Genomic DNA, 20,077 nt, shown 5'->3' with positions numbered 1-20,077 from the left:
GAACCTATCCGGCAACGCCGCTCCCAACAAGCTGCCCTGAGATCTGACAGAACCTCTTGAAGGAGCGACGCCGATGCTCGAGGCTCTGGGCCGTATCGCAATGCCGTCGAAGCCAGCTGAAATTCGCGGGCGACTGCGGGTCTCGACGGACGGCGCGTTCGGCCCCTTTCTCCTTATTCCGATCATTCCCGGATTTCTGAAGGAGCATCCGCGCGTCAAACTCGACCTTTTGGTGCGCGACCGGATCGACAACATGCTGATTGAGGGCTTCGACGTAGCACTTAGGTTTGGCACACCCGAATCTCGCGACCTCGACAAACAGCTTCTGGTTCAGAGTCGCGTCGTGACATGCACGAGCCCCGGCTATCTCGACAGGTTCGGCGCGCCCAGAGAACCCGATGACCTCTTGGGTCATCATCGGTGCATCCGCATGATCGATGACGTGACCGGCAAGCCGCATGTATGGAATTTCGTCAATGCCGCCGATGAGCATCGGCCGATTGTGGCCGATTGCGGTCTGACTTTGAATGATGCGCCGTCGCTCGTCGCTGCAGCGCTCGACGACTATGGGATTGTGCGGCTGCTCGATGTCGTCGCCGACGAGCATTTACGGGCAGGGCGCTTGGTGGAGATACTTCCTGAATGGAATTTTCTGCGCTGGCCCGGCTATCTCTATACACCGATCGATGCGCACCGATCGCCGACGATCGATGCCTTCAAGACGTATGTGCGAGCACGGCTCAAGAATTTATCGCCCACGCCCTGAGTATCCGCGCCGCAGCAACAGTTTGACGACGGACCAGGGAGCAGCATCGGGTTTAGAGTCTGTTCGCAGACGGGGCGTGTCGCCCTGTGCTGACCGGGGTGTGACTTTGAGCTGAAATCGGGCCGACGCGCGGGAGGTTGACGGGCTATGTCGAGAGCCGTCGTCAACAGTCGCCGAGCCAACGGCATATGGGTACCGCCGTCAAAACCGCCAAGACTTCTCCGGCCTCGTGGGACGCCTTTGTGGACGAGGTGCTGGCGGAACTCGCGGCCATGGCGGCGGATGGTACCCGGTCGACCCGCTCCGGGCCCAAGCCGCCGTTGACTGGAGCGGCGTTGCGCAAGGCGATCATGGCGCTCTGGTGTCCGTGCTTCCGCGGCAGGCAGTGGCGCGCCATTGGGCAGCTATGCGACATCCCGTTCAGCACGCTGTTCACCCTGTTCTCTTGCTGGACCCGGCTCGGGCTGTGGCGCCGTCTGCTCGACCGGCTGCGCCGAACCTGGCGGCTGGCCTGCGGTGATGCCGCGGAGCCGACGGCTGTCGTCATTGACAGCCGTTCCTGCAGGTCGGCTTCGGGCGCGGCTTCGACGGCGGCAAGAAGATCAACGGCGTCAAGGTTCACCTGGGCGTCGACAAGTACGGCATCCCGCAGGCGATCGACGTCTCGCCAGCCAACGTGCATGATATGAAAGGGATCATCCCGGTGCTCCGCGAACTCTCCAGCAAAGGTTTCCGGGGATCGGCGCTGGGAGATCTCGGCTACCGGGGCAAGCGTCTGGCCAAGGCGGGTTGGGAGCTCGGCGTCACCGTCAAGGCCGTCGCTCGCGGCCGTGATGGTGTGTTCATTCCGACCGGCATCTGCTGGGTGGTGGAGCGCTCCTTCGCCTGGATTTCCAATTACCGTCGGTTGAAAACGATTTTCGAGCGGACGAAGGAGTACCTCGTCGCTTTCATCGAGCTCGCCTTCGTTTCCATCCTCTCCAGGCGCCTGAGGCGCCTGGTAATCGAGGGGGGCAGTGCCTGACGCCTACGAACAGCGTCTGACAGTGCCTCTCCATCCTGTCTCGCCGGTTGGTGCCCCTTGCGACCCAGCAAATCAGCGCCTGACGTCTACAAACAGACTCTGACTTGTGGGACATTGCTCACGTTCGTACGTCCGCGCCGCTGAAGACGACTTGGTTGCGGACGGAGGGTTTGAATAGCCCGTGGAGGAATCCCTCCGCCCCGCCGGTCGCTTCCTCCAGCAGTGTTTCATGTTCCGGCGAGAGGGTCACGTCGAGGGCACCGACATTTTCGCCGACCTGTTCGGGACGACTGACGCCCATGAGTGTCGAAGCGACGCCCGGTCTCCCGACCACCCAAGCCAGCGCGACGCGGGCCGCCGACTGGCCGGCCTCGTTGGCCACGCGTTTCAGGATGTCGACGATGTGCCAGTTGCGGTCGGTGAAGAGGGTGTCACCGAAAGGGTTGTCACCGTCGAGGCGCTTGTCGCCGTCCGCGCGCGCATCGCTCGCGGCGGCGCCCCGGTTCGGCACGCCACCCTCGCGTGTGCCGCCCGCCTCGACTGTTGCCCGGTCGTACTTCCCGGTCAGCAGGCCATAGGCGAGGGGGCTCCATGGCACAAGGCCCATGCCCGCCGTGCGACCGAGTGGCAGGTGCTCGGCTTCGACGCCGCGCTCCACCAGCGAGTAGAAGTACTGGAGACCCACGGGAGCGGGGAGACCGCGCAGTCTTGTGATGGTGGCGACTTGGGCGGCATACCAGGCCGGCGTGTTCGACAGGCCCCAATAGCGGATCTTGCCGGACCGGACGAGACCGGCCATGGTCTCAACCATTTCCTCGGCAGGTGTGACGCCGTCCCAGATGTGGATCCAGTACAGGTCGATGAAGTCCGTCCGGAGACGCTTCAGCGAAGCCTCTACCGAGGCGTGGAGGTGCCGAGATCCATTGCCGCCCTCATGGTAGCCCCGGCCCGTGGAGAAGCCGGACTTCGTCGCGATCACCACGCCGTCCCGCAAGCCGCCTTCGGCGACGAACTTGCCGACCATCTCCTCCGAACGACCGCCGGAATAGGCGTCGGCCGTGTCGATGAAGTTGCCACCGAGATCGACGTAGCGGTCGAACACGGCTCGGCTACAGTCGTCGTCCATACCCCACCGGGACGTGCCGAAGGTCATGGTGCCGAGGGCCAGTGGGCTGACGAGCAGTCCGGAGACACCAAGGGGGCGATAGGTCTGAAGGTTCATGGCGCTTGGCGCTCCTTCTGAGATCGGTCGTGGTTCAAACATGAAGATGTATCGGCCACGCCCTTCGGATTAGGTTGTGGTCGGTGCATGGGTTGCTGAAGGAAATTCATGAATGGACCGGGATCTTTGGTCCGGACTCGCCGTCTTCGCCGAGATCGTGGAGGCGGGGAGTTTCGCGAAGGCGGCGACAAGGATGGGCCTCTCACCCTCCGCGCTGAGCCACGCGATGCGCGCCCTTGAAGCCAAGGTTGGCATCCGCCTCCTCGACCGAACGACGCGGTCGCTGGCCCCGACCGAGGCGGGCGGGAACCTCCTCCTGCAACTCCGTCCCGCGTTGGCTTGCGTCGAGAGCGCCTTGGGGGCGCTCGATGCCGGACGCCTCCGCCCCGCCGGACGCATCCGGGTCAACGCCCACCGCATGGCGGCCGTCCATGTCGTCCTTCCGCGATTGGCCGCCTTTGCCGATCAGTGCCCCGACGTCACGGTCGAACTCATTGTCAACGACGGGCTCGTGGACATCGTCGCCGAGCGTTTCGACTGCGGTGTGCGGCACGAGGGTCAACTCCAGCGCGACATGATCTCGGTACGCATCAGCGGTCCCGTGCCGCTCGCGTTCGTTGCAGCCCCTTCCTATCTGGCATCGCGTGCCGCACCGAAGGCACCGGACGAGCTGGGCCGGCATCGTTGCATCTGCTACCGCTATACTTCCGCTGGAACGATGCACGTTTGGGAGTTCGTGTCGGGCGAGCGGATCCTCCAACAGCTCGTCCCCGGTTCGTTCGTGACGAACGACGTCGACGTCATGCGGGACGCCGCCGTGGGCGGCGTGGGCGTCGCATGCCTGCCCGTTCCCCATGTCCTGGAGCATCTGACATCCGGGTCGTTGGTCGAGGTCTTGACGGGGTGGGCGCCGATCTTGCCGCCGAACCATCTCTACTTTCCCAATCGGCGTCAGCCGAGCGCCGCGTTTCAAGCCTTTGTCGAGACGATGCGGAACCCCGCCAAAGTTTGATCCGAAATCTTGTGCCGAGACGTGGTGTGGCAGCGCGATCAGTTCCGCAGCTCTCTTCGTCGTCTTGTCTGTCGGATCATGAGCCGGTCATGGGCGGCATGATGGTGTCATCATCGCCGAATGTCGCGATCGTTTAGCTACGCTGGCCCTTGCGGGCTCCAGCGTCATGTGACGCGCTCTTTGGACGACCCATTCATCGTTTTGTTCGAGGAGGACCGCGCCGACGAGGCGGGTGATGGCCGGCTCGTTCGGAAGCTTGGGGCGGAGGGCCCCCAAACCCGACGACCTCGATGCGGCGCTTGATCTCGCCATTGAGCCGCTCGATCGTTCCCATCGGGGGCTCCGCCCCCGTTCCCCCGTGGGCTGGTCGAGTGGATCTTGACCCTGTGCTCCTTGGGGAAGGTCATGTAGGCCAGGAGATCCGGCTCGGCCTCGTCCAGCAGGGCCGCCAGTTTGGGCGTCTTCCGACGGATCTGGTCAGCGACCTGTCGCCATTGGACCCGGGTGGCCGCCCCGTCATCCTGGGCGCAGGCGGTTCCGACGAAGGCGGTCACGACCCGGCGTTCGCTCTTGCCAGCGTGGGTGAGGATGTTGCGCATGACGACGTAGGCGCGGCGAAGCCAATTGGATGCGGCATCCCTGCCATGTGGCGCGGATGACTTTGGAGACGGCGGCCTTGATGCCCTCGTCGGTGTCCGAGACCACGAGTTTCACACCCGAGAGGTCCCGGCGTTTGAGCTTGCGCGGGAAATCCAGCCAGAAGGTGTCGGCCTCGGAACAGCCCATATCCATGCCCAGCACCTCGCGCCTGCCATCGGTGTTCACCGCCACCGCGATGGTCACGGTGGCCGAGACGATGCGCCCGTTCTGACGGACCTTGATGTAGGTGGCGTCGATCCAGAGATAGGGCCACAGCTACGACAGCTTCGCTATCGCTTAACGATTTGATCGATGCGCGGTCCCTCGATGGAACGCGTCAGGAAGGCGTTGCGCTGAGGGGGGCCTGGTCGCCGCCCATCGCTTTGCGCACCCAACCAGGCTGCATCGTCAGCACCGTGAGGTTGTGTCCGCCGACGTCGGTGGCGGCGAAGCCACGAGTGAGCGAGTTCATGGCGGCCTTGCTCGCCCGGGGCTCTGGTGCATGGCGGCCGACGAGCACGGATTTCTCCTTGGTTCGTTGATCATCAGGCGGCGCGGACGGAGTTCGGGCGTCCTTGGTCGAACATGCGGTTGAGAACGTTGACGGCGATACGGGCTTCGACCTCCTAGGCCGGGCGGGTGTGCGGGCGCAAGGTGTCGCCGATGATGCGCTTGTATCGACTCATCGTACCCTCGACCAAAGCCCTCGCATTGTAGCCCGAGGTTTTTGCCAGCCCATTCGGCCCCGCTCGGTAATGGCCCGCATATGGCGATCGCGCCGGGTCGGGTTGTTTTTCGGCCGATGGGCTGGGCACGGCCGTCGAGCGCGGCGGCACGACAACCACTGCTTCCGCGGAATGTCCGGCCACATCATCGTGAACCCGGTCCTGGTCGTGGGCGCCATCGGAGATGACCGCGGCGAGCGGCTCGTCGATCTGGTCGAGCGGCGGGCCGAGTTCGGCGGCATCGTCGACCTCCTTGCTGGTCGGGGTCGAGGCCACGATCGTGCCGGTCTTCGCATCCACGGCAAGGTGCAGCTTGCGCCGGGCCCGGCGGCGCTGGGTGCCATGCTTCTCGACCAGCCATTCGCCCGGCCCGCTGAGCTTCACTCCGGTACTGTCGACCAGCAGGTGCAACGGCCCGCTCACCATCCGGGCCTGAGGAGCCATTGCCAGTGTCCTGGATCGTCGGCTCAAGGTGGTGTGATCCGGCACCGGCAGATCAAACCCGATCAGCTCGAGCAAGGAACCGACCAGTCCCTCGGTCTGGCGCGGCGGCTGGTGGAACACCGCCCGCAGGATCAACGACGTCTCGATCACCAAGTCCGAGTAGCGCGCCTGACCGCCTTCTGTGATCCGAGGGGCTGCTCGCCAAGCCGCGACCGCCTCGTCCGTGAACCAGATCGTCAACGACTCCCCTTGGCGAAGCCCAGCTTCATAAGCCTGCCAGTTCGTCACTTTGTAGCGGGCACTCGGGATCCGGTCGCGACGGTCGGCATTGTATTTGTGCGGCATGCTCGGGCAGGGCGATCAGGAAGAGGCAGCCTCCATACAGAGCCCAGGCAGCCTAGGCAATCGCAGCATTCGTGCACCAATGTGACTTGACGAGACCTATGCGACGACCTGCAATTCGTCATGCTGATTGTGGCCTTGATACGTCGGCGCGACCAGAAGATCGTCGTTATGTTCTACCATGCAACGCACGGTAGGCACGCATTTACCGCACTTGGGGGCACAGCCGAGATGACGGAACACGTCAGCCGGCGACGAAATCCCATTGCTAAGCGCTACGCAAACCTGCTTTTCCGTGAAAGCATTGCAGATACAGACGTACACTGTTCTATCTCCACATGAGTTCTCGCGTTTCAAAAATCGTTTTCTATTGACGATGGATTGCCAGGATTTGCATGAAATCTGAAAATACCGTTTATGTTTTAGCTCATGTCCTATCAGTATGGACACTCCGTCATTTTCCGGACCACGTGGCGAGATAGTTGACGGCCAGCGAAGCCATGGTCCGAACGCCGACCACCAGTGCCCCCTCATCGACGAAGAAGTTGGGACTATGGTTGGGGGCGGCTTTCGCGGGGTCTTGACCCTCGGGCGTTACGCCCAGGAAAACGAAAAGGCCGGGCGCCTGCTGCGCGAAGACCGAAAAATCCTCGGACGCGCCGACCGGTAGAGAACGGCGGACCCGCCCATCGGCCGCGCGCTCCAGCACCGGCAGCATGCGCTCCGTAAGGGCTTCGTCGTTGACGGTGGTGTCGTAGCCACGGCTGATCGAAACCGCAGCATTGGCGTCGGCGCTCTCGGCGATCTTCCCGGCGATGTTGGTGATATCGCGGTGGATCTGACTGCGGATCGCTTCGTCGTAGGTCCGGATCGTGCCTGTCATCTCGACCGATTCAGGCACGATGTTGGCGCGGGTGCCGCCATTGATGGTGCCGATCGTGACCACGGCCGGGGAGGCGGTCAGATCGATCCTGCGGCTGACGATGGTCTGAAGGCCATTGACGATCTGCGCCGAGGCCGTGATCGGGTCGATCGTGTGCCACGGCATGCCGCCATGCCCTTGCTTGCCGGTCACCTTGATCTCAAGCCCATCGCTGCTGGCCAGGGTCGCACCGGCGCGGTAGGCGATCTCGCCCGACTTTCCTGGCATGACGTGCAGACCGAAAACAGCATCCGGCCTGTTTTCGGCGAACACCCCTTCCTTCACCATCAGCTCGGCGCCCGAGCTTTCGCCAGAAGACGACGAGTACAGGCTGGAACCTTCTTCGGCCGGCTGAAAGATGAACTGCACGGTGCCGGGAAGCTGGTCCTTGAGATTTGTCAGCACCTCGGCCGTCGCCATCAGCATGGCGGTATGGGTGTCGTGCCCGCAGGCGTGCATGACATCGACCTCATTGCCTAGGTGCTTGGACTTGGCCTCGGAGGCGAAGGGCAGGCCTTTCGGCTCCTTGACGGGCAGGGCGTCCATGTCGGCACGCAGGGCCACGGTCGGGCCGGGCTTCGATCCTTTCAGCACCGCGACCACGCCGGTCCGGGCGACGCCGGTCCGCACCTCCAGCCCGAGGCTTCGAAGGTGATCGGCGACGAGACCCGACGTCCTTGTCTCCTGATCGCCGAGTTCGGGATGCTGATGGATGTCCCGGCGCCAGGCGATCAGCTTGCCTTCGATTGAAGCGGACTTTTCCCTGACCGCTGTCTCCAGGGCGAGAGCATCCGCCTTCCCGTCGTGCGGGCAGGCTATCGACACCGTCGCCGCGAGAACAAAGGTTGAGACGTACCGCGAAAAACGCATGTTGGAGTTTCCTTTTCGCTCGTGATGCTTGACGACGTTAAGCTTTATTGAGCACCAGATAAGCAAAGCCGCCCATGACAACTCCCCATAAGACGGAGCCCAGACCCAGGGAGATTATGCCCGAAGCGGTCGACAGGAAGGTAATGATCGAGGCCTCGCGATGATCCTCCTCGCGCACCTCCGCCGTGACGTTTGCGGCAGAGCGTGTTTGATGGCTTACGGCTTTCCCGATTTCGGCGACGGCTTTCTGCATAACCATGTTCCCTACGCCGAGACTGAGCCGCTCAGGAAGCTGAGCAGATGCCGGTTGACGCGGCCGGCCTGCTCGATCGCCAGGAGATGTGCCGCACGCGGCAGAATCACGAGTTCCGAGCCGGCGATGCTGGCGCGGATGTCCTCCATCATGGCGACCGGCGTCGCCGGATCGTCGGCTCCGGCGATCACCAGCGTCGGCGCCACGATCGATCCTATATCCTGCCGCAGGTCCATGTCCCGTATGACCCGACAGCAGACCGCATAGCCGCGCGGGTCCATTCGCAGGAAGCGGTCGCGTACCCACGCCACCTTCTCCGGGGAGGCTTGCGGGTATGATGGCGTGAACCAGCGGGAAATGACGGCGTCGCCGATTGCCGCCATGCCGTCCCGGCAGACCGTCACGGCCCGCAGCTCCCAGCCTTCTGCAGGCGGCAGATAAGCGGCGGTCGCCATCAGGGTGAGGCTCGTGATCCTGTCGGGATAGCGTAACGCAAAGGCCTGCGCCGTCATGCCGCCGAGCGACAGGCCGACGATATGAGCTTTCGGCAGCCCGAGAGCATCGAGCAGACCAGCCAGATCGTCGGCGAGATCGGCGATGCGGGCCGGACGGTCGGCGACCGACGACCGGCCGTGACCACGGGTGTCGTAGCGCAGGCAGCGATAGTGCGCGGACAGCGCCTCCGCCTGCGCATCCCACATTTCCAGCGTGGTGCCGATTGAGTTGGAAAATGCCACGACAGGCGTCCCTTGGGGACCGGTCAGCTCATAGTACAGATCGACGTCGTTGACGGTGATCGAAGGCATGGAGCCACCTTTCTCAGGTGTGATTGCGGGGCATCGGGACGTTTTCCCCGCCCGTCAGGCTGCTAGCCCCAGAAGCGACCGGGCTTCCGCAGGCGTCGCCGGGCGGACGTCGTACCCGGCGCAGAGATCGACCGCCACCTTGACCAGTTCGGCGTTGCCGCTGGCCAGACGGTCCTTGCTGATGCGGATGTTGTCCTCAAGCCCCGTACGGACGCCGTCACCGCCGCGTGCCAAAACCCAGCGCATGACCCGACTTTGATGACGGCCGATGCCGGCGGCTGTCCAGGTGGCGTTCGGCAGGACGCGCTTCAACTCGGCCAGTAGGATGTCGAGCAGGTGTTCCTCGGCCGGCATGGCGTTCTTGACGCCCATGACGAACTGCACATGCGGGCGGTCGCTCATCAGCCCGGCATCGACCAGCCGGCGGGCGCCGTGGAGATGCGACAGGTCGAAGACCTCGATCTCCGGCAGAACGGCGTTGTCCTTCATGCGGGTCGCCAGATCGACCACCAGGGCCGGCGAGTTCTCGTAGACGATGGTCGGGAAGTTGACCGAGCCGGTCGAGAGCGACGCCATATCGGGCTTCAGGTAGAGGGCACTGCCGCGCGCCGCCTGATCGCGGCCCCGGCCACCGGTCGAGAACTGCACGATCATGCCGGGGCAGTGCTTGCGGATACCCTCCTGAACCTGGGCGAACAGGGCAGGGTCCGACGAGGAGCTTTCGTCCGGGTTGCGGACGTGGATGTGGACGAGCGAAGCGCCGGCCTCGAAGGCTTCATGGGTGGACTCGATCTGCTCGGACACCGTTACCGGCAGTGCCGGATTGTCCTTCTTGCGCGGAACCGATCCGGTGATCGCGACGGTGATGACGGCTGGTCTCATGGTTTTCCTCCGTTTTCTGATTGGAAACCTTGGAGTTCCGGGCGTCCTGAAGACGCCCGGAACTCCCCTCTGGCAGGTGTCTCAGTGCTGGAAAGCGGGCTTTGCGGTGTCGATCACGCCTGTAGCCTCGGGCGCCGTGTGATGCGTCGGCTGAGGCGCCAGCCGGCCCTTGAGGAACATCGACAAGCCGGCGACGATCACGGGGATGCCGACGATCGCGAAGGCGACCGGCAGGCCCAGGCCGCTGGCCAGGATGGCGCCGCCGAACATCGAACCCAGCACCGACCCGCTACGGCCGACCGCATTGGCCCAGGCGACGCCGGTCGCACGGCTGGCGGTCGGGTAGTAACCGGCGGCCAGCGCATTGACGCCGACCTGCGATCCCGCCAGACAGAACCCGGCGCCGAAGACGGCGGCGGACAGCAGCCAGGGCGATGCCGTCGCACTCCCGATCAAGGCGATGAACAAGGCGGCCAGGACATAGAAGGAGCCGAGTACGGTGTGCGGGTTGATCCTGTCCATCAGCGCGCCGATCAGCAATGCCCCTGCCGTCCCGCCGAGTTGCAGCATCATCGCCATCAGGGATGCTTCCTTCAGCGTCATGCCGGCGCTGCTGATGACGGTCGGCAGCCAGCTTGACAGAAGATAGAAGACCAGCAGGCTCATGAAGAAGGTCAGCCAGATCAGCAGCGTTCCTGGTACCAGCCCCGGCTGGAACAACTGCCGCACGGGCGATCCCTTGGGCTTGGCGATGCCGGTGTAGACAGCGCCGTCGAGATCGGCTTCGGGGGCTATCTTGTGGAGCACGGCGGCGATCCGCTCAGCGGGAGCATTCTTGAGAACCAGGAAACGCACCGATTCCGGCAGGGCCAGCCACAATACCGGGACCAAGGCGATCGGCAGGACGCCGCCGAGCAACAGGACCGACTGCCAGCCGAACGCGGCCACCAGATGCGCCGCCGCCAGACCGCCGAAGGCGGAACCCAGCGTGAAGCCGCAGAACATCAGCGTGGTCAGGAACGACCGCCGCTTCTCCGGGCAGAATTCCGAAGTCAGCGTGATCGCGTTGGGCATCGCGCCGCCCAGCCCCATGCCGGTCAGGAAGCGCAGGATGGTCAGCTCGGTGATCGAGGTCGACCACGCCGAAGCCAGACTGGCGGCCCCGAAGAACAGAACGGTCAGCACCAGCGAATACTTGCGTCCGATCTTGTCGGCCAGCGGACCGAAGATGAACGCGCCCACCATCAGGCCGAACAATCCGGCGCCGAACAGCGGCGCCAGTTGCGCCGCCGAAACACCCCACTCCGCTCGCAGCGCCGGGGCGATAAAGCCGATGGCTGCCGTGTCGAAGCCGTCGATCGCCACGATCAGGAAGCAGAGCGCGATGATCCTGATCTGGTAGGACGACAGCTTGTGAGAATTCATGAAGTCTTGGACGTCAATGGTGCGTGTCAGCGCCATTTTTCCTCTCCCTGTTCATGTTTATTGGGTTCCGGCCAGGCATGCCGGCGCGTTTCCGGCGGCGTGCCGGATTTCACTTCATTCTTTGGGAAGTATCGTTTCTGGACGTATCCAGTCGTTTCCGTGTCTCAGCCCAGATCGCCGCCGGCGACCGGCAGGATCGTGCCGGTGATGTAGGACGCCTCGTCGGACGCCAGGAAGAGGATCGGCGCCGCCTGTTCCTCCAGCGTGCCGTAGCGCTTCATGAAGCTGGACGAAACAGTCTGATCGACGATGCCCTGGTACCAGACCTTTTCCCGCTCGTCCTGCGCGGTCGGGTTGCGCGGGATGCGCCGGGGCGGCGCCTCAGTGCCGCCGGGGGCCGTGCCGACGACGCGGATGCCGTGCTCGGCATACTCGAAGGCGAGCGAGGCGGTGATGGCGTTGACGCCGCCCTTGGCGGCCGCATAGGGCACGCGGTTGACGCCGCGCGTCGCCACCGACGAGACGTTGACGATCACGCCGCCACCCTGCTTGAGCATGGCGGGAAGCACCGCTCGGCAGCACCACAGCGTCGGGAACAGCGAGCGACGGACCTCGGCCTCGATCTCCGGCTCGCGGTACTCGGCATAGGGCTTGGCCCAGATCGTGCCGCCGACATTGTTGATCAGGATGTCGATCCGGCCGAACCGGTCCAGCGCCTGCGCCATGGCGCTGTCGGCTCCGGAATAGTTCTCCAGGTCCGTCGTCACCGCCAGCGCTGGCGCACCTATCCCCTCCATCTCCGCCCGAACCTCGTGGACGATTTCCGCCCGGTCCACCAGCACCACGGAGGCGCCCTCGCGGACTGCCCCCACTGCCACAGTGCGCCCGATTCCCTGGGCGGCGCCGGTGACGACCATGACCTTGCCCTGGAAACGCCCCTTGACTTGTCCATGCCCGGTCATGACACACCCACTTCGCTCGGCGTGAACTTCTCGTAGTGGAAGTTCACCGGGTTGACTCCCTGATCCCGGAAGAAGGTCCGGACCGCCTCGACCATTGGCGGCGGGCCGCAGAGATAGACGTCGACATCGCCGGCGTTGAGGTGCTTGGCCTCAAGATGATGGGTGACGTACCCCTTGAGCGGATGGTTGCTGCCCTTGTCGGCGACGCTGGTGGCAAAGGTGAAGTTCGGGATCTTCTTGACGTACTCGGCGATCGTCTCGACCTCGACCAGATCGCCGTCCGTCGTGACGCCGTAGACCAGATGGATCGGCTGTTCGCAGCCGGTCTCCGCCACCTTGCCCAGCATGGACAGGAAGGGCGCCAGCCCCGTGCCGCCCGCCAGCATCAGCACTGGCCGCTTGGTGTCTCGCAGGTAGAAGCTTCCCAGCGGCCCCTTGAGGGTCAGCGTGTCGCCCGGCCTGGCCCGCTCAGTCAGATAGCCGCTCATCAGCCCGCCCGGCACATTGCGGATCAGGAACGTCGCGACATCCGAGCCCGGCGGCGAGCTGAACGAGTAGGAACGGCTGTCCTGCTCGCCCGGCACCTGGATCTTGACATACTGGCCCGGCAGGAAATGCAGGCGGCCGGCGTCCTCGACCTTGAGCGACAGGCTGATCGTGCTGTCGGACAGTTGCTCGATCCCCAGCACTTCGGACTTGAAGTCGCTGACCTGGGTCTTGCACACTTCGGACGAGGCGTCGATGCGCAGGACCAGATCGGTTTGCGGCTTCATCTGGCAGGTCAGGCAGTAGCCCTCTTCCGCTTCCTCGTCGGTCAACGCGTCCTCGATATAGGAGCCGCCGTCGTACCGCCCGGACTCGCAGAAGCTCTTGCAGGTGCCGCAGGCGCCATCGCGGCAGTCCAGCGGGATATTGATGCCCTGGCGGTAAGCGGCATCGGCCACCGTTTCGCCGGCATTGCTTTCGATGAAGCGGGTGACCCCGTCCTCGAAGTTGAGCGCGATATTGTAACTCATGGTCATCTCCCCCTGATCACATCATCCAAATGAATGCTGATCAGATGTGATAGATATCGATGACGTGATGGATGTAGTCGTTCTTCAGCACGACCTTCTTGTTCTTGATCAGTGGCCGTTCGCCCGAAGTGTCGAGCGTGTAGAACGACGTTCCGAAATAGGTGTCGGTCAGCTTGTACCTGAAGTTCAGCGTGAACCAGTTGAAGCGCAGCTTGCAGACGCCATCCTGTTGTTCCAGGATCTCGACATTGCTGATGTTGTGCGAGGTGCGCGGCTCCGGCAGGCTGGTGGCGCTGGAGCGTTCCGTCTTGATGCGGAAGACCCGGTCCTCAAGACCGCCCTTGTTGCCGTACCAGATCAGCGAGACCTCGCGCTGCGGGTTGGTCACCAGCGTGCCGTCGTCGTCCCAGGCCGGCATCCAGAACTCGACGTCGGGCGCATAGAGTTGCAGCCACTCTTCCCATTGCTTGTCGTCGAGCAGGCGTGCCTCGCGGTAGAGGAAGGCCAGCAGGTTTTCATACGTGATCGTCATGTCAGCCTCCCCTTGAGGACTTTTTCGCGGATGCTTCGGCGCCAGCTTCGGACTCCAGGGCACGGCGCATGGTTTCCTGCCAGTACTGGTGCTGCACGACGAACAGCCCCTCGTCCTCGGTCAGCTTGCCGCTCATCACGGGCTGGAGGCCGATCACTTTGGCGTTCTGGTCGGGACCCTGGACCCAATGGGTCGCACCCCGGCTCAGGTCGTTCCACGGCGCCGCCTTGCCCAGGTAGCCGATCTGACAGGAGCGGAATTCCTCCAGGTCGTCGGGGGTCGCCATGCCGCTGGCATTGAAGAAGTCCTCGTACTGGCGGATGCGCTGCGCCCGCGCCTCGGCGCTCTCGTTCTTCGGGGCGATGCAGTAGATCGTGACTTCGGTCTTATCGACCGAGATCGGCCGGTAGGTGCGGATCTGCGAGCCGAACTGGTCCATCAGGTAGACGTTGGGATAGAGGCATAGGTTACGCGAAATCCCGATCATCCAGTCCGCCTTGGCCTGACCATGCTCGGCGACTAGTTCGTCGCGGCGCTCGTAGAGCGGCCGATCCTCCGGGTTCGACCAGCGGGTCCACAGCAGCAGGTGGCCGTGCTCGAAGGAGTAGAAGCCTCCCCCCTGCTTGGCCCAGCCGCCGGCATCCATGGCGCGGGTCGTGTCTACATTGACCGCAGTCTTGCGCCGGCTGGTGGTCGCGGCGTAGTTCCAGTGGACCGCGCTGACGTGATAGCCGTCGGCGCCGTTCTCGGTCTGGAGCTTCCAGTTGCCGTCATAGATGTAGGACGACGATCCGCGCAGCACTTCCAGCCCGTCCGGCGACTGGTCCACGATCAGGTCGATGATCTTGGCGGATTCGCCCAGATGCTCGGCGAGGGACGGCACGTCAGGGTTCAGGCTGCCGAACAGGAAACCGCGATAGGATTCGAACCGGGGCACCTTGATCAGGTCGTGGGAGCCGTCCTTGTTGAACTGCTCGGGGTAGGCCGCACCCTCCGGGTCCTTGACCTTCAGCAGCTTGCCGGAATTATTGAAAGTCCAGCCGTGGAACGGGCAAGTATATGTTGCCTTGTTGGCCCGCTTGTGGCGGCACAGCATGGCGCCGCGATGGCTGCATGCGTTGATGAAGGCGTTCAGTTCGTTGTTCTTGTTGCGGGCGATGAAGATCGGCTGCCGCCCCATATGGGTCGTGAAATAATCGTTCTTGTTGGGGATCTGGCTTTCGTGGGCCAAGTAAATCCAGTTGCCCTCGAAGATGTGCTTCATCTCCAGCTCGAACAGCTCTGGGTCGGTGAAGATATCGCGGCGGCAGCGGTAGAGGCCGTTTTCCTTGTCATCGACGATGGCCGATTCCAGGGACGCGTCGAGCCGTTCCATGAGATGCGTATCCATGGTGTTTCCTCTATTGATCTTGTTTTTCGGTATCGGCCCCTCCCGCTCCATCGATGGAGGGGAGGGATGGTCGCAAAGGATCAGGCGGCGGCCCGAGGGCGATCGATCAGGGTGCTGGGCACGCCTTCGACCGCATGCGGCAGTGAGAAGTTGAAGGTGATCGCGGCGAACGGACCATCCACGCCCTTGTCGCGGATCGCTGACTGGTCGGTGTGGTGCGTCACGTCGGGGATCAGTTCATCCCGTGTAGCGAACGCGAAGTCTTCGTAGATGTACTTGTCGCCCTGGATGTTGATCTGCGTCGTGAGCGTCCGGAAGCCGGGGGCCGAGACGAAGAAGTGGATATGCGCCGGGCGCTGGCCGTGGCGGCCGAGCTGGTCGAGCAGCTTCTGGGTCGGCCCGTCGGGCGGGCAGCCGTAACCGGACGGCATGATGCTGCGGAAGCGGTAGCGCCCCTCGGCGTCGGTGACGATCGAGCGCCGCAGGTTGAAGTCGCTCTGGGACTTGTCGAAGTAAGAGTAGTTGCCGAGCGTATTGGCGTGCCAGACCTCGACCAGCGCTCCGGCGACAGGCCGTCCCTGGGTGTCGGTCACCTGGCCGTCCATGAACAGGATCTCGCCCTTGTCGGTGCCGTCGTCCAGCCGGGCTTCGCCCTGGCAGACCGGCGCTCCGGCGACGTAGAGCGGGCCTTCGATGGTGCGCGGCGTGCTGCCCGGCTCGATGCCGACCTGGGCTTCCTTCTCGTCGAGCCGGACATCGAAGTAATGGTCGATGCCGAGACCGGCCGAAAGCAGCGCATATTCCTTGCGCTGGCCAAGTTCGGTCAGATAGCCCAGCGCCGACCAGAACTCTTCCGGCTGAACATCGAAGTCATCGATGACGTTGAAGAGGTCGAGCAGCATGCGGTCGACGATCGCCTTGACCCGCTGATTGGGCTCCTTGATCTGCGTGCCGGTGATGCGATCGACGAGCTGATTGATCTGTTCTTTCTGCATGGTTTCTCTCCCTTGGATTTGAATTATTGATTTGTTGGCCGGTTGTGACTTTTAGGCGTCGTCCTCCCGGATCGACGAGGGGTGGCGGCACAGGGGCGTCACCTGCATGGTCATGAAGGGGAAGAGCGGCAGCGAGGTGAGGATCGCGTGCATCTCGTCATGGCTGGCCACGTCGAAGATGCTGGTGTTGGAGTAGTGGCCGACGACGCGCCAGAGGTGACGCCACTTGCCGTCCCGCATCAACTGCTGCGCACGGTCGCGCTCGACGCGTTTCAGTTCGTCGGCGGCGCTGGGCGCCATGTCGTGCGGCAGGCGGACTTCCATTTCGACTCGGAACAACATTGTCATTTATCCTTGTCAGACTTGAGTTTCTGCCGGAAAGCTGTGCGTCCGTGTCTTGGCGCGGTCGCGGCGGAAGAAGTCGATGCGGTCCGGGTCCAGCTCGACGCCAAGGCCGGGCTTGTCCGGAACCTTCAGGGCGAAGTCGCTGTAGCTGAGTGGTTCGGTCAAGATTTCCTCGGTCAGGAGCAGCGGACCGAAGAGTTCGGTGCCCCAGGCAAGCTGCGGAAACGTCGCGAACAGATGCGCCGAGGCGATCGTGCCGACACCGGCCTCCAGCATCGTGCCGCCGTAAAGGCCGATGCCGGCGGCATCCGCGATGGCGCCGACCCTGCCTGCCGCCTGTAACCCGCCGGACTGTGCGATCTTGACCGCGAACACATCGGCCGCTGCCTGGCTGGCGAGGTCGAAGGCGTCGTCCGGCCCATGCAGGGCTTCGTCGGCCATGATCGGGATGATGAAGCGGGCTGCCAGCCGAGCCAGTCCGGAGCGATTCGCCTTGGCGATCGGCTGTTCGACCAGATCCACTCCGGCGTCTTCAAGCATCGCCAATCCCCGTGAAGCGGCGGCCTCGTCCCAGGCCTGATTGACATCGACCCGCACGCTCGCCTTATCGCCAAGCGCCTTCTTGATCGACGCCACATGGGCGACATCGTCGGCCATGGCGCGCTTGCCAATCTTCAGCTTAAAGATGTTATGCCGGCGCAGGCCCAGCACCCGTTCCGCCTCTTCGATGTCCTTGTCGGTGTCGCCGCTGGCGAGCGTCCAGGCGACCGGCAGTTCGTCGCGGTGGCGACCGCCCAGCAACTCGGAGACCGGCAGGCCGACACGCTTGCCCATGGCGTCGAGCAGGGCGGTTTCGACCGCCGACTTGGCGAAATGGTTGCCGACGACGACGCGGCCGATCTTCGCCATGGTCTGGCCGACGCGGCAGGGATCGCTGATCTTGAGGATGGGTTCGAAGTAGGTGTCGATCGCGAGCTTGATGCTTTCCGGGCTCTCGTCGCCGTAGCTGAGGCCGCCGATCGTCGTTCCTTCACCGATACCGATGATACCATCAGAGCAATGAATGCGAACGATAACGATGGTCTGGCGGTGCATCGTCGCCATCGACAATACATGAGGCCTGATGGTCGGAAGATCGACCAGAAAAGTATCTATGTTATTGATTTTCAACATTGCCTTGGTGTTCCTTGCTCTCCCTGGTGAGCGATAGTTAATCCTTGTATGTCGAAAAGAAAAATACCAAGTTTGTCTGAAACGATACCCTGGAGGTATGCAATGGAGATTCGCCACCTCCGCTACTTCGTCACCGTCGCACGGGAGCGGAATTTCACCCGAGCCGCCGAGAAGCTGCACATCGCCCAGCCGCCGCTGAGCCGTCAGATCCAGCAGCTTGAGGAGGAGGTCGGCATGGTTTTGTTCGACCGGGACAGCCGCCCGCTTCGCCTGACGGAAGCCGGCCGCCTGCTATACGAGCACGCGGCCCAGGTCCTCGAGCGCTTCGACGACCTGCGAACCATGATGAAGCGCTTCCGCGAAGCGGAGCGCCCACGCTTCGTCATCGGCTTCGTCGCCTCGACCATCTACGCGGCACTGCCGAACCTGATCCGACGTTTCCGCGCGAAAACGCCGGGGCTCGATGTCAGCCTCGTCGAGATGGTCAGCCTGGAACAGATCGCGGCCCTGAAGGAAGGCCGGATTGATGTCGGGTTCGGCCGCATACGCCTTGACGACCCGGCGGTGCGCCGTGATGTCCTGCGTGAGGAACGGCTGGTGGTCGCCCTGCCGCTGAGCCACCCGCTTCTGGAGCGGGAAGGGCCGCTGAACTTCACCGAGCTGGCGGGCGAACCGCTGATCCTGTACCCACGGGTGCCGCGCCCGAGCTACGCGGATCAAGTGATCTCGATCTTCCGCGATCGGGGTCTGGAGCCGAACATCGCCCATGAAGCCCGCGAGTTGCAGACGGCGATCGGCTTGGTCGCGGCGGAAGTTGGCATCTGCATCGTGCCGACTTCGGTGCAGCGCCTGCGCCGGGATGACATCGTCTACCGTGAACTTTCTGAACAAAACATCACGTCGCCGATCATCATGAGCCGTCGTGTCAACGATCAGTCACCGGAACTGGCCGTTATGTCGAGAGTGATCATGGAAGCGTATGCGGAATGGGGATGGCAGATACCTGAGGGACTGGATACGTGAATTATCCATTGTGTGCTTCAGAACCTGTTCGCAGACGTCTCGCCGCCATGGTGCGCGGAGACCCAAAGGTAACATTGGCACCGTCAACTCAGGTGCTGGGACTTGCAGAGGCGGGTAGTTGGCGAATATGGGACGGCGTTGACGACGATCCCTGCTATTTCCTACGTCCGCTACCAGTTCCCTGCTGAATTGATCAGCTATGCGGTTCGCCGTTATCTTCGTTTTCCGCTAAGCTCAAGTGTCGTCGAGGAGATGCTGGGGCACCGTCAAGTTGGCGGCGGACGAGCTGGCGGGAGTGGTCGTGTCGGGTTATAGAACACCATGACGACGCCTCGTGATCGCCGCTATGCCGGTTACCGCTTTCCCGCCGAGGTCGGTCATCGCGATGGCGGTGTGGCTCTAATTCCGGTTCCCCTTGAGCCTGCGGATGGTGGAGGAGATGCGCGCGGCCCACGGGATCACCGTCAGCCACCAAGCGGTGCGGCAGTGGGCCCTGAAGTTCGGCCGCAGCACCGCGAATCAGTTGCGTCGGCGGGCCCCACGCCGAGGCGACAAGTGGCACCTCGACGAGGTTGTCCTGACTATTGCCGGCAAGAGGCACTACCTGTGGCGGGCAGTCGACCGGGACGGCTTCTTGCTTGACGCGCTCGTCCAGAGCCGGCGCGGCGCCAAAGCGGCCAAGCACATCGTCATGAAGCTACTGAAAGGTTCGCGCTATGCTGCGGATTGACCTTGCGCTCCCTGGCCGGCCAACGCAGAAGGTTGAAACCCTGATCGCCGTCACCGTCATCAACCGAATGCTCGACCTCGGACGCCCAGACTCCGTCCGCGCCACTTGAAGATCACCGAACCAGGGAGAAATCGGTGCTCGTCGGCCTCCATACACGAGCAGCGTCACGCCTATGGCAACAGAAAGCGCCTCGCCCGGCTCATCTCCAACTCGGCGACCGTCGCCTTGGCGAGGACAACCAGATCCCTCTGGTCGGCCTCCGGAAACTGTCTTGGAATTTCATCGATGATGCAGAAGGAGCCGATCGCCTGTTGTTTGTAGATCAGGGGCGCACCGGCGTAGAAGCGGATCCTGGGCGGACCGATGACCAAGAGGTTGTTCACGAACCGCGGATCGAAATGCGCATCCTCGACCACGAGAACCTGCCGCTGCTGGATGGTATGGTCGCAGAAGGCATGCTCGCGCGACGTCTCCCCAACATCCAAGCCAGCCTTGGCCTTGAACCATTGGCGAATTTCAGCGACCAGGGAAATGAAGGCGGTTGGAACCATGAAGCGCTGACGGGCGAATTCCACAAGT

Annotated in this window: 22 protein-coding genes and 2 pseudogenes; 5 read left to right on the top strand and 19 right to left on the bottom strand. The window is 63.3% G+C overall.

Going from position 1 to position 20,077, the window contains the following annotated elements; translation table 11 throughout:
• The first annotated feature begins 73 nt into the window (after window positions 1-73).
• Window positions 74-766 (top strand): substrate binding domain-containing protein, encoded by a 693-nt coding sequence (locus tag N825_RS38390; RefSeq protein ID WP_084165344.1) that lies wholly within the window; start codon window positions 74-76, stop codon window positions 764-766.
• Between the two features lie 163 nt (window positions 767-929).
• Here the strand turns inward: N825_RS38390 and N825_RS39465 are convergent, their stop codons facing one another.
• Complete coding sequence (locus tag N825_RS39465) at window positions 930-1,313, bottom strand: hypothetical protein (protein WP_157619742.1); 384 nt, start codon at window positions 1,311-1,313, stop codon at window positions 930-932.
• Window positions 1,314-1,325: 12 nt separating this feature from the next.
• On the opposite strand from N825_RS39465, the gene N825_RS37360 reads away from it, so the two are divergent.
• Entirely contained in the window at window positions 1,326-1,790 is a 465-nt protein-coding gene (locus N825_RS37360; RefSeq protein ID WP_084165342.1) for a transposase, read from the top strand.
• Window positions 1,791-1,908: 118 nt separating this feature from the next.
• On the opposite strand, the gene N825_RS34180 is transcribed toward N825_RS37360, so the two are convergent.
• Window positions 1,909-3,012 carry an aldo/keto reductase gene (locus N825_RS34180; protein ID WP_037461556.1) on the bottom strand — a complete coding sequence of 368 codons (1,104 nt, stop codon included), beginning with the start codon at window positions 3,010-3,012 and terminating at the stop codon, window positions 1,909-1,911.
• Between the two features lie 112 nt (window positions 3,013-3,124).
• Here N825_RS34180 and N825_RS34175 point away from each other — a divergent pair, with 112 nt between their 5' ends.
• On the top strand, window positions 3,125-4,024 hold the full coding sequence (locus tag N825_RS34175; protein ID WP_037461553.1) for a LysR family transcriptional regulator: 900 nt from the start codon (window positions 3,125-3,127) through the stop codon (window positions 4,022-4,024).
• Between the two features lie 87 nt (window positions 4,025-4,111).
• On the opposite strand, the pseudogene N825_RS38385 reads toward N825_RS34175, so the two are convergent.
• The 16 genes and pseudogenes from N825_RS38385 to N825_RS34095 form a co-directional block, all read right to left on the bottom strand.
• A pseudogene (locus tag N825_RS38385) lies at window positions 4,112-4,936 on the bottom strand (transposase); the annotation flags it as partial.
• A gap of 64 nt (window positions 4,937-5,000) precedes the next feature.
• Window positions 5,001-5,183: a Rossmann-fold NAD(P)-binding domain-containing protein gene (locus N825_RS34160; RefSeq protein ID WP_037461545.1), complete on the bottom strand. Its 183-nt coding sequence runs from the start codon at window positions 5,181-5,183 to the stop codon at window positions 5,001-5,003.
• A gap of 106 nt (window positions 5,184-5,289) precedes the next feature.
• Window positions 5,290-6,177, bottom strand: a complete 888-nt coding sequence (locus N825_RS34155) for an IS5 family transposase (RefSeq protein ID WP_281174400.1) — start codon at window positions 6,175-6,177, stop codon at window positions 5,290-5,292.
• Between the two features lie 96 nt (window positions 6,178-6,273).
• On the bottom strand, window positions 6,274-6,708 hold the full coding sequence (locus N825_RS40645; protein ID WP_245613317.1) for a (2Fe-2S)-binding protein: 435 nt from the start codon (window positions 6,706-6,708) through the stop codon (window positions 6,274-6,276).
• Window positions 6,629-8,047, bottom strand: a complete 1,419-nt coding sequence (locus N825_RS34150) for an amidohydrolase (RefSeq protein WP_211098444.1) — start codon at window positions 8,045-8,047, stop codon at window positions 6,629-6,631. The genes N825_RS40645 and N825_RS34150 overlap by 80 nt, the downstream gene beginning before the upstream one ends.
• The gene (locus tag N825_RS34145; protein WP_198039051.1) at window positions 8,004-8,219 is read right to left on the bottom strand and encodes a benzoate/H(+) symporter BenE family transporter; all 216 of its coding nucleotides are present in this window, start codon (window positions 8,217-8,219) and stop codon (window positions 8,004-8,006) included. Before N825_RS34145 ends, N825_RS34150 begins: the two co-directional genes overlap by 44 nt.
• An 11-nt stretch (window positions 8,220-8,230) precedes the next feature.
• Entirely contained in the window at window positions 8,231-9,025 is a 795-nt protein-coding gene (gene pcaD, locus N825_RS34140) for a 3-oxoadipate enol-lactonase (RefSeq protein ID WP_037461539.1), read from the bottom strand.
• A gap of 54 nt (window positions 9,026-9,079) precedes the next feature.
• The gene (locus N825_RS34135) at window positions 9,080-9,907 is read right to left on the bottom strand and encodes a 3-oxoadipate:acetyl-CoA acetyltransferase (protein WP_037461535.1); all 828 of its coding nucleotides are present in this window, start codon (window positions 9,905-9,907) and stop codon (window positions 9,080-9,082) included.
• Between the two features lie 81 nt (window positions 9,908-9,988).
• Complete coding sequence (locus N825_RS34130) at window positions 9,989-11,368, bottom strand: MFS transporter (RefSeq protein ID WP_051514070.1); 1,380 nt, start codon at window positions 11,366-11,368, stop codon at window positions 9,989-9,991.
• Between the two features lie 128 nt (window positions 11,369-11,496).
• Entirely contained in the window at window positions 11,497-12,294 is a 798-nt protein-coding gene (locus N825_RS34125; protein ID WP_037461533.1) for a 1,6-dihydroxycyclohexa-2,4-diene-1-carboxylate dehydrogenase, read from the bottom strand.
• Entirely contained in the window at window positions 12,291-13,310 is a 1,020-nt protein-coding gene (gene benC / locus N825_RS34120) for a benzoate 1,2-dioxygenase electron transfer component BenC (protein ID WP_037461561.1), read from the bottom strand. Before benC ends, N825_RS34125 begins: the two co-directional genes overlap by 4 nt.
• Before the next feature lie 40 nt (window positions 13,311-13,350).
• Window positions 13,351-13,842, bottom strand: coding sequence for a benzoate 1,2-dioxygenase small subunit (gene benB, locus N825_RS34115; protein WP_037461532.1), 492 nt, complete (start codon window positions 13,840-13,842; stop codon window positions 13,351-13,353).
• Between the two features lies 1 nt (window position 13,843).
• Window positions 13,844-15,232, bottom strand: coding sequence for a benzoate 1,2-dioxygenase large subunit (benA, locus tag N825_RS34110; RefSeq protein ID WP_198039050.1), 1,389 nt, complete (start codon window positions 15,230-15,232; stop codon window positions 13,844-13,846).
• A gap of 80 nt (window positions 15,233-15,312) precedes the next feature.
• Complete coding sequence (catA, locus tag N825_RS34105; RefSeq protein WP_037461528.1) at window positions 15,313-16,227, bottom strand: catechol 1,2-dioxygenase; 915 nt, start codon at window positions 16,225-16,227, stop codon at window positions 15,313-15,315.
• Between the two features lie 51 nt (window positions 16,228-16,278).
• On the bottom strand, window positions 16,279-16,569 hold the full coding sequence (gene catC / locus N825_RS34100) for a muconolactone Delta-isomerase (RefSeq protein WP_037461525.1): 291 nt from the start codon (window positions 16,567-16,569) through the stop codon (window positions 16,279-16,281).
• Between the two features lie 15 nt (window positions 16,570-16,584).
• Window positions 16,585-17,862 (bottom strand): muconate/chloromuconate family cycloisomerase, encoded by a 1,278-nt coding sequence (locus tag N825_RS34095; RefSeq protein WP_281174399.1) that lies wholly within the window; start codon window positions 17,860-17,862, stop codon window positions 16,585-16,587.
• Between N825_RS34095 and N825_RS34090 the strand changes: the two genes are divergently transcribed.
• Both N825_RS34090 and N825_RS34085 read left to right on the top strand, forming a co-directional pair.
• Complete coding sequence (locus N825_RS34090) at window positions 17,848-18,768, top strand: LysR family transcriptional regulator (protein ID WP_037461520.1); 921 nt, start codon at window positions 17,848-17,850, stop codon at window positions 18,766-18,768. The two genes, N825_RS34095 and N825_RS34090, sit on opposite strands and share 15 nt — an antisense overlap.
• A gap of 346 nt (window positions 18,769-19,114) precedes the next feature.
• Window positions 19,115-19,474: pseudogene (locus N825_RS34085) on the top strand (IS6 family transposase); the annotation flags it as partial.
• 194 nt (window positions 19,475-19,668) lie between these two features.
• On the opposite strand, the gene N825_RS34080 reads toward N825_RS34085, so the two are convergent.
• Window positions 19,669-20,077, bottom strand: a 409-nt coding sequence (locus N825_RS34080; protein WP_157619741.1) for a GAF domain-containing protein, incomplete at its 5' end; no start/stop codon positions are given.

It is taken from the genome of Skermanella stibiiresistens SB22 (assembly GCF_000576635.1).
GTDB lineage: Bacteria > Pseudomonadota > Alphaproteobacteria > Azospirillales > Azospirillaceae > Skermanella > Skermanella stibiiresistens.
This window is presented reverse-complemented; position numbering and strand designations above follow the sequence as displayed.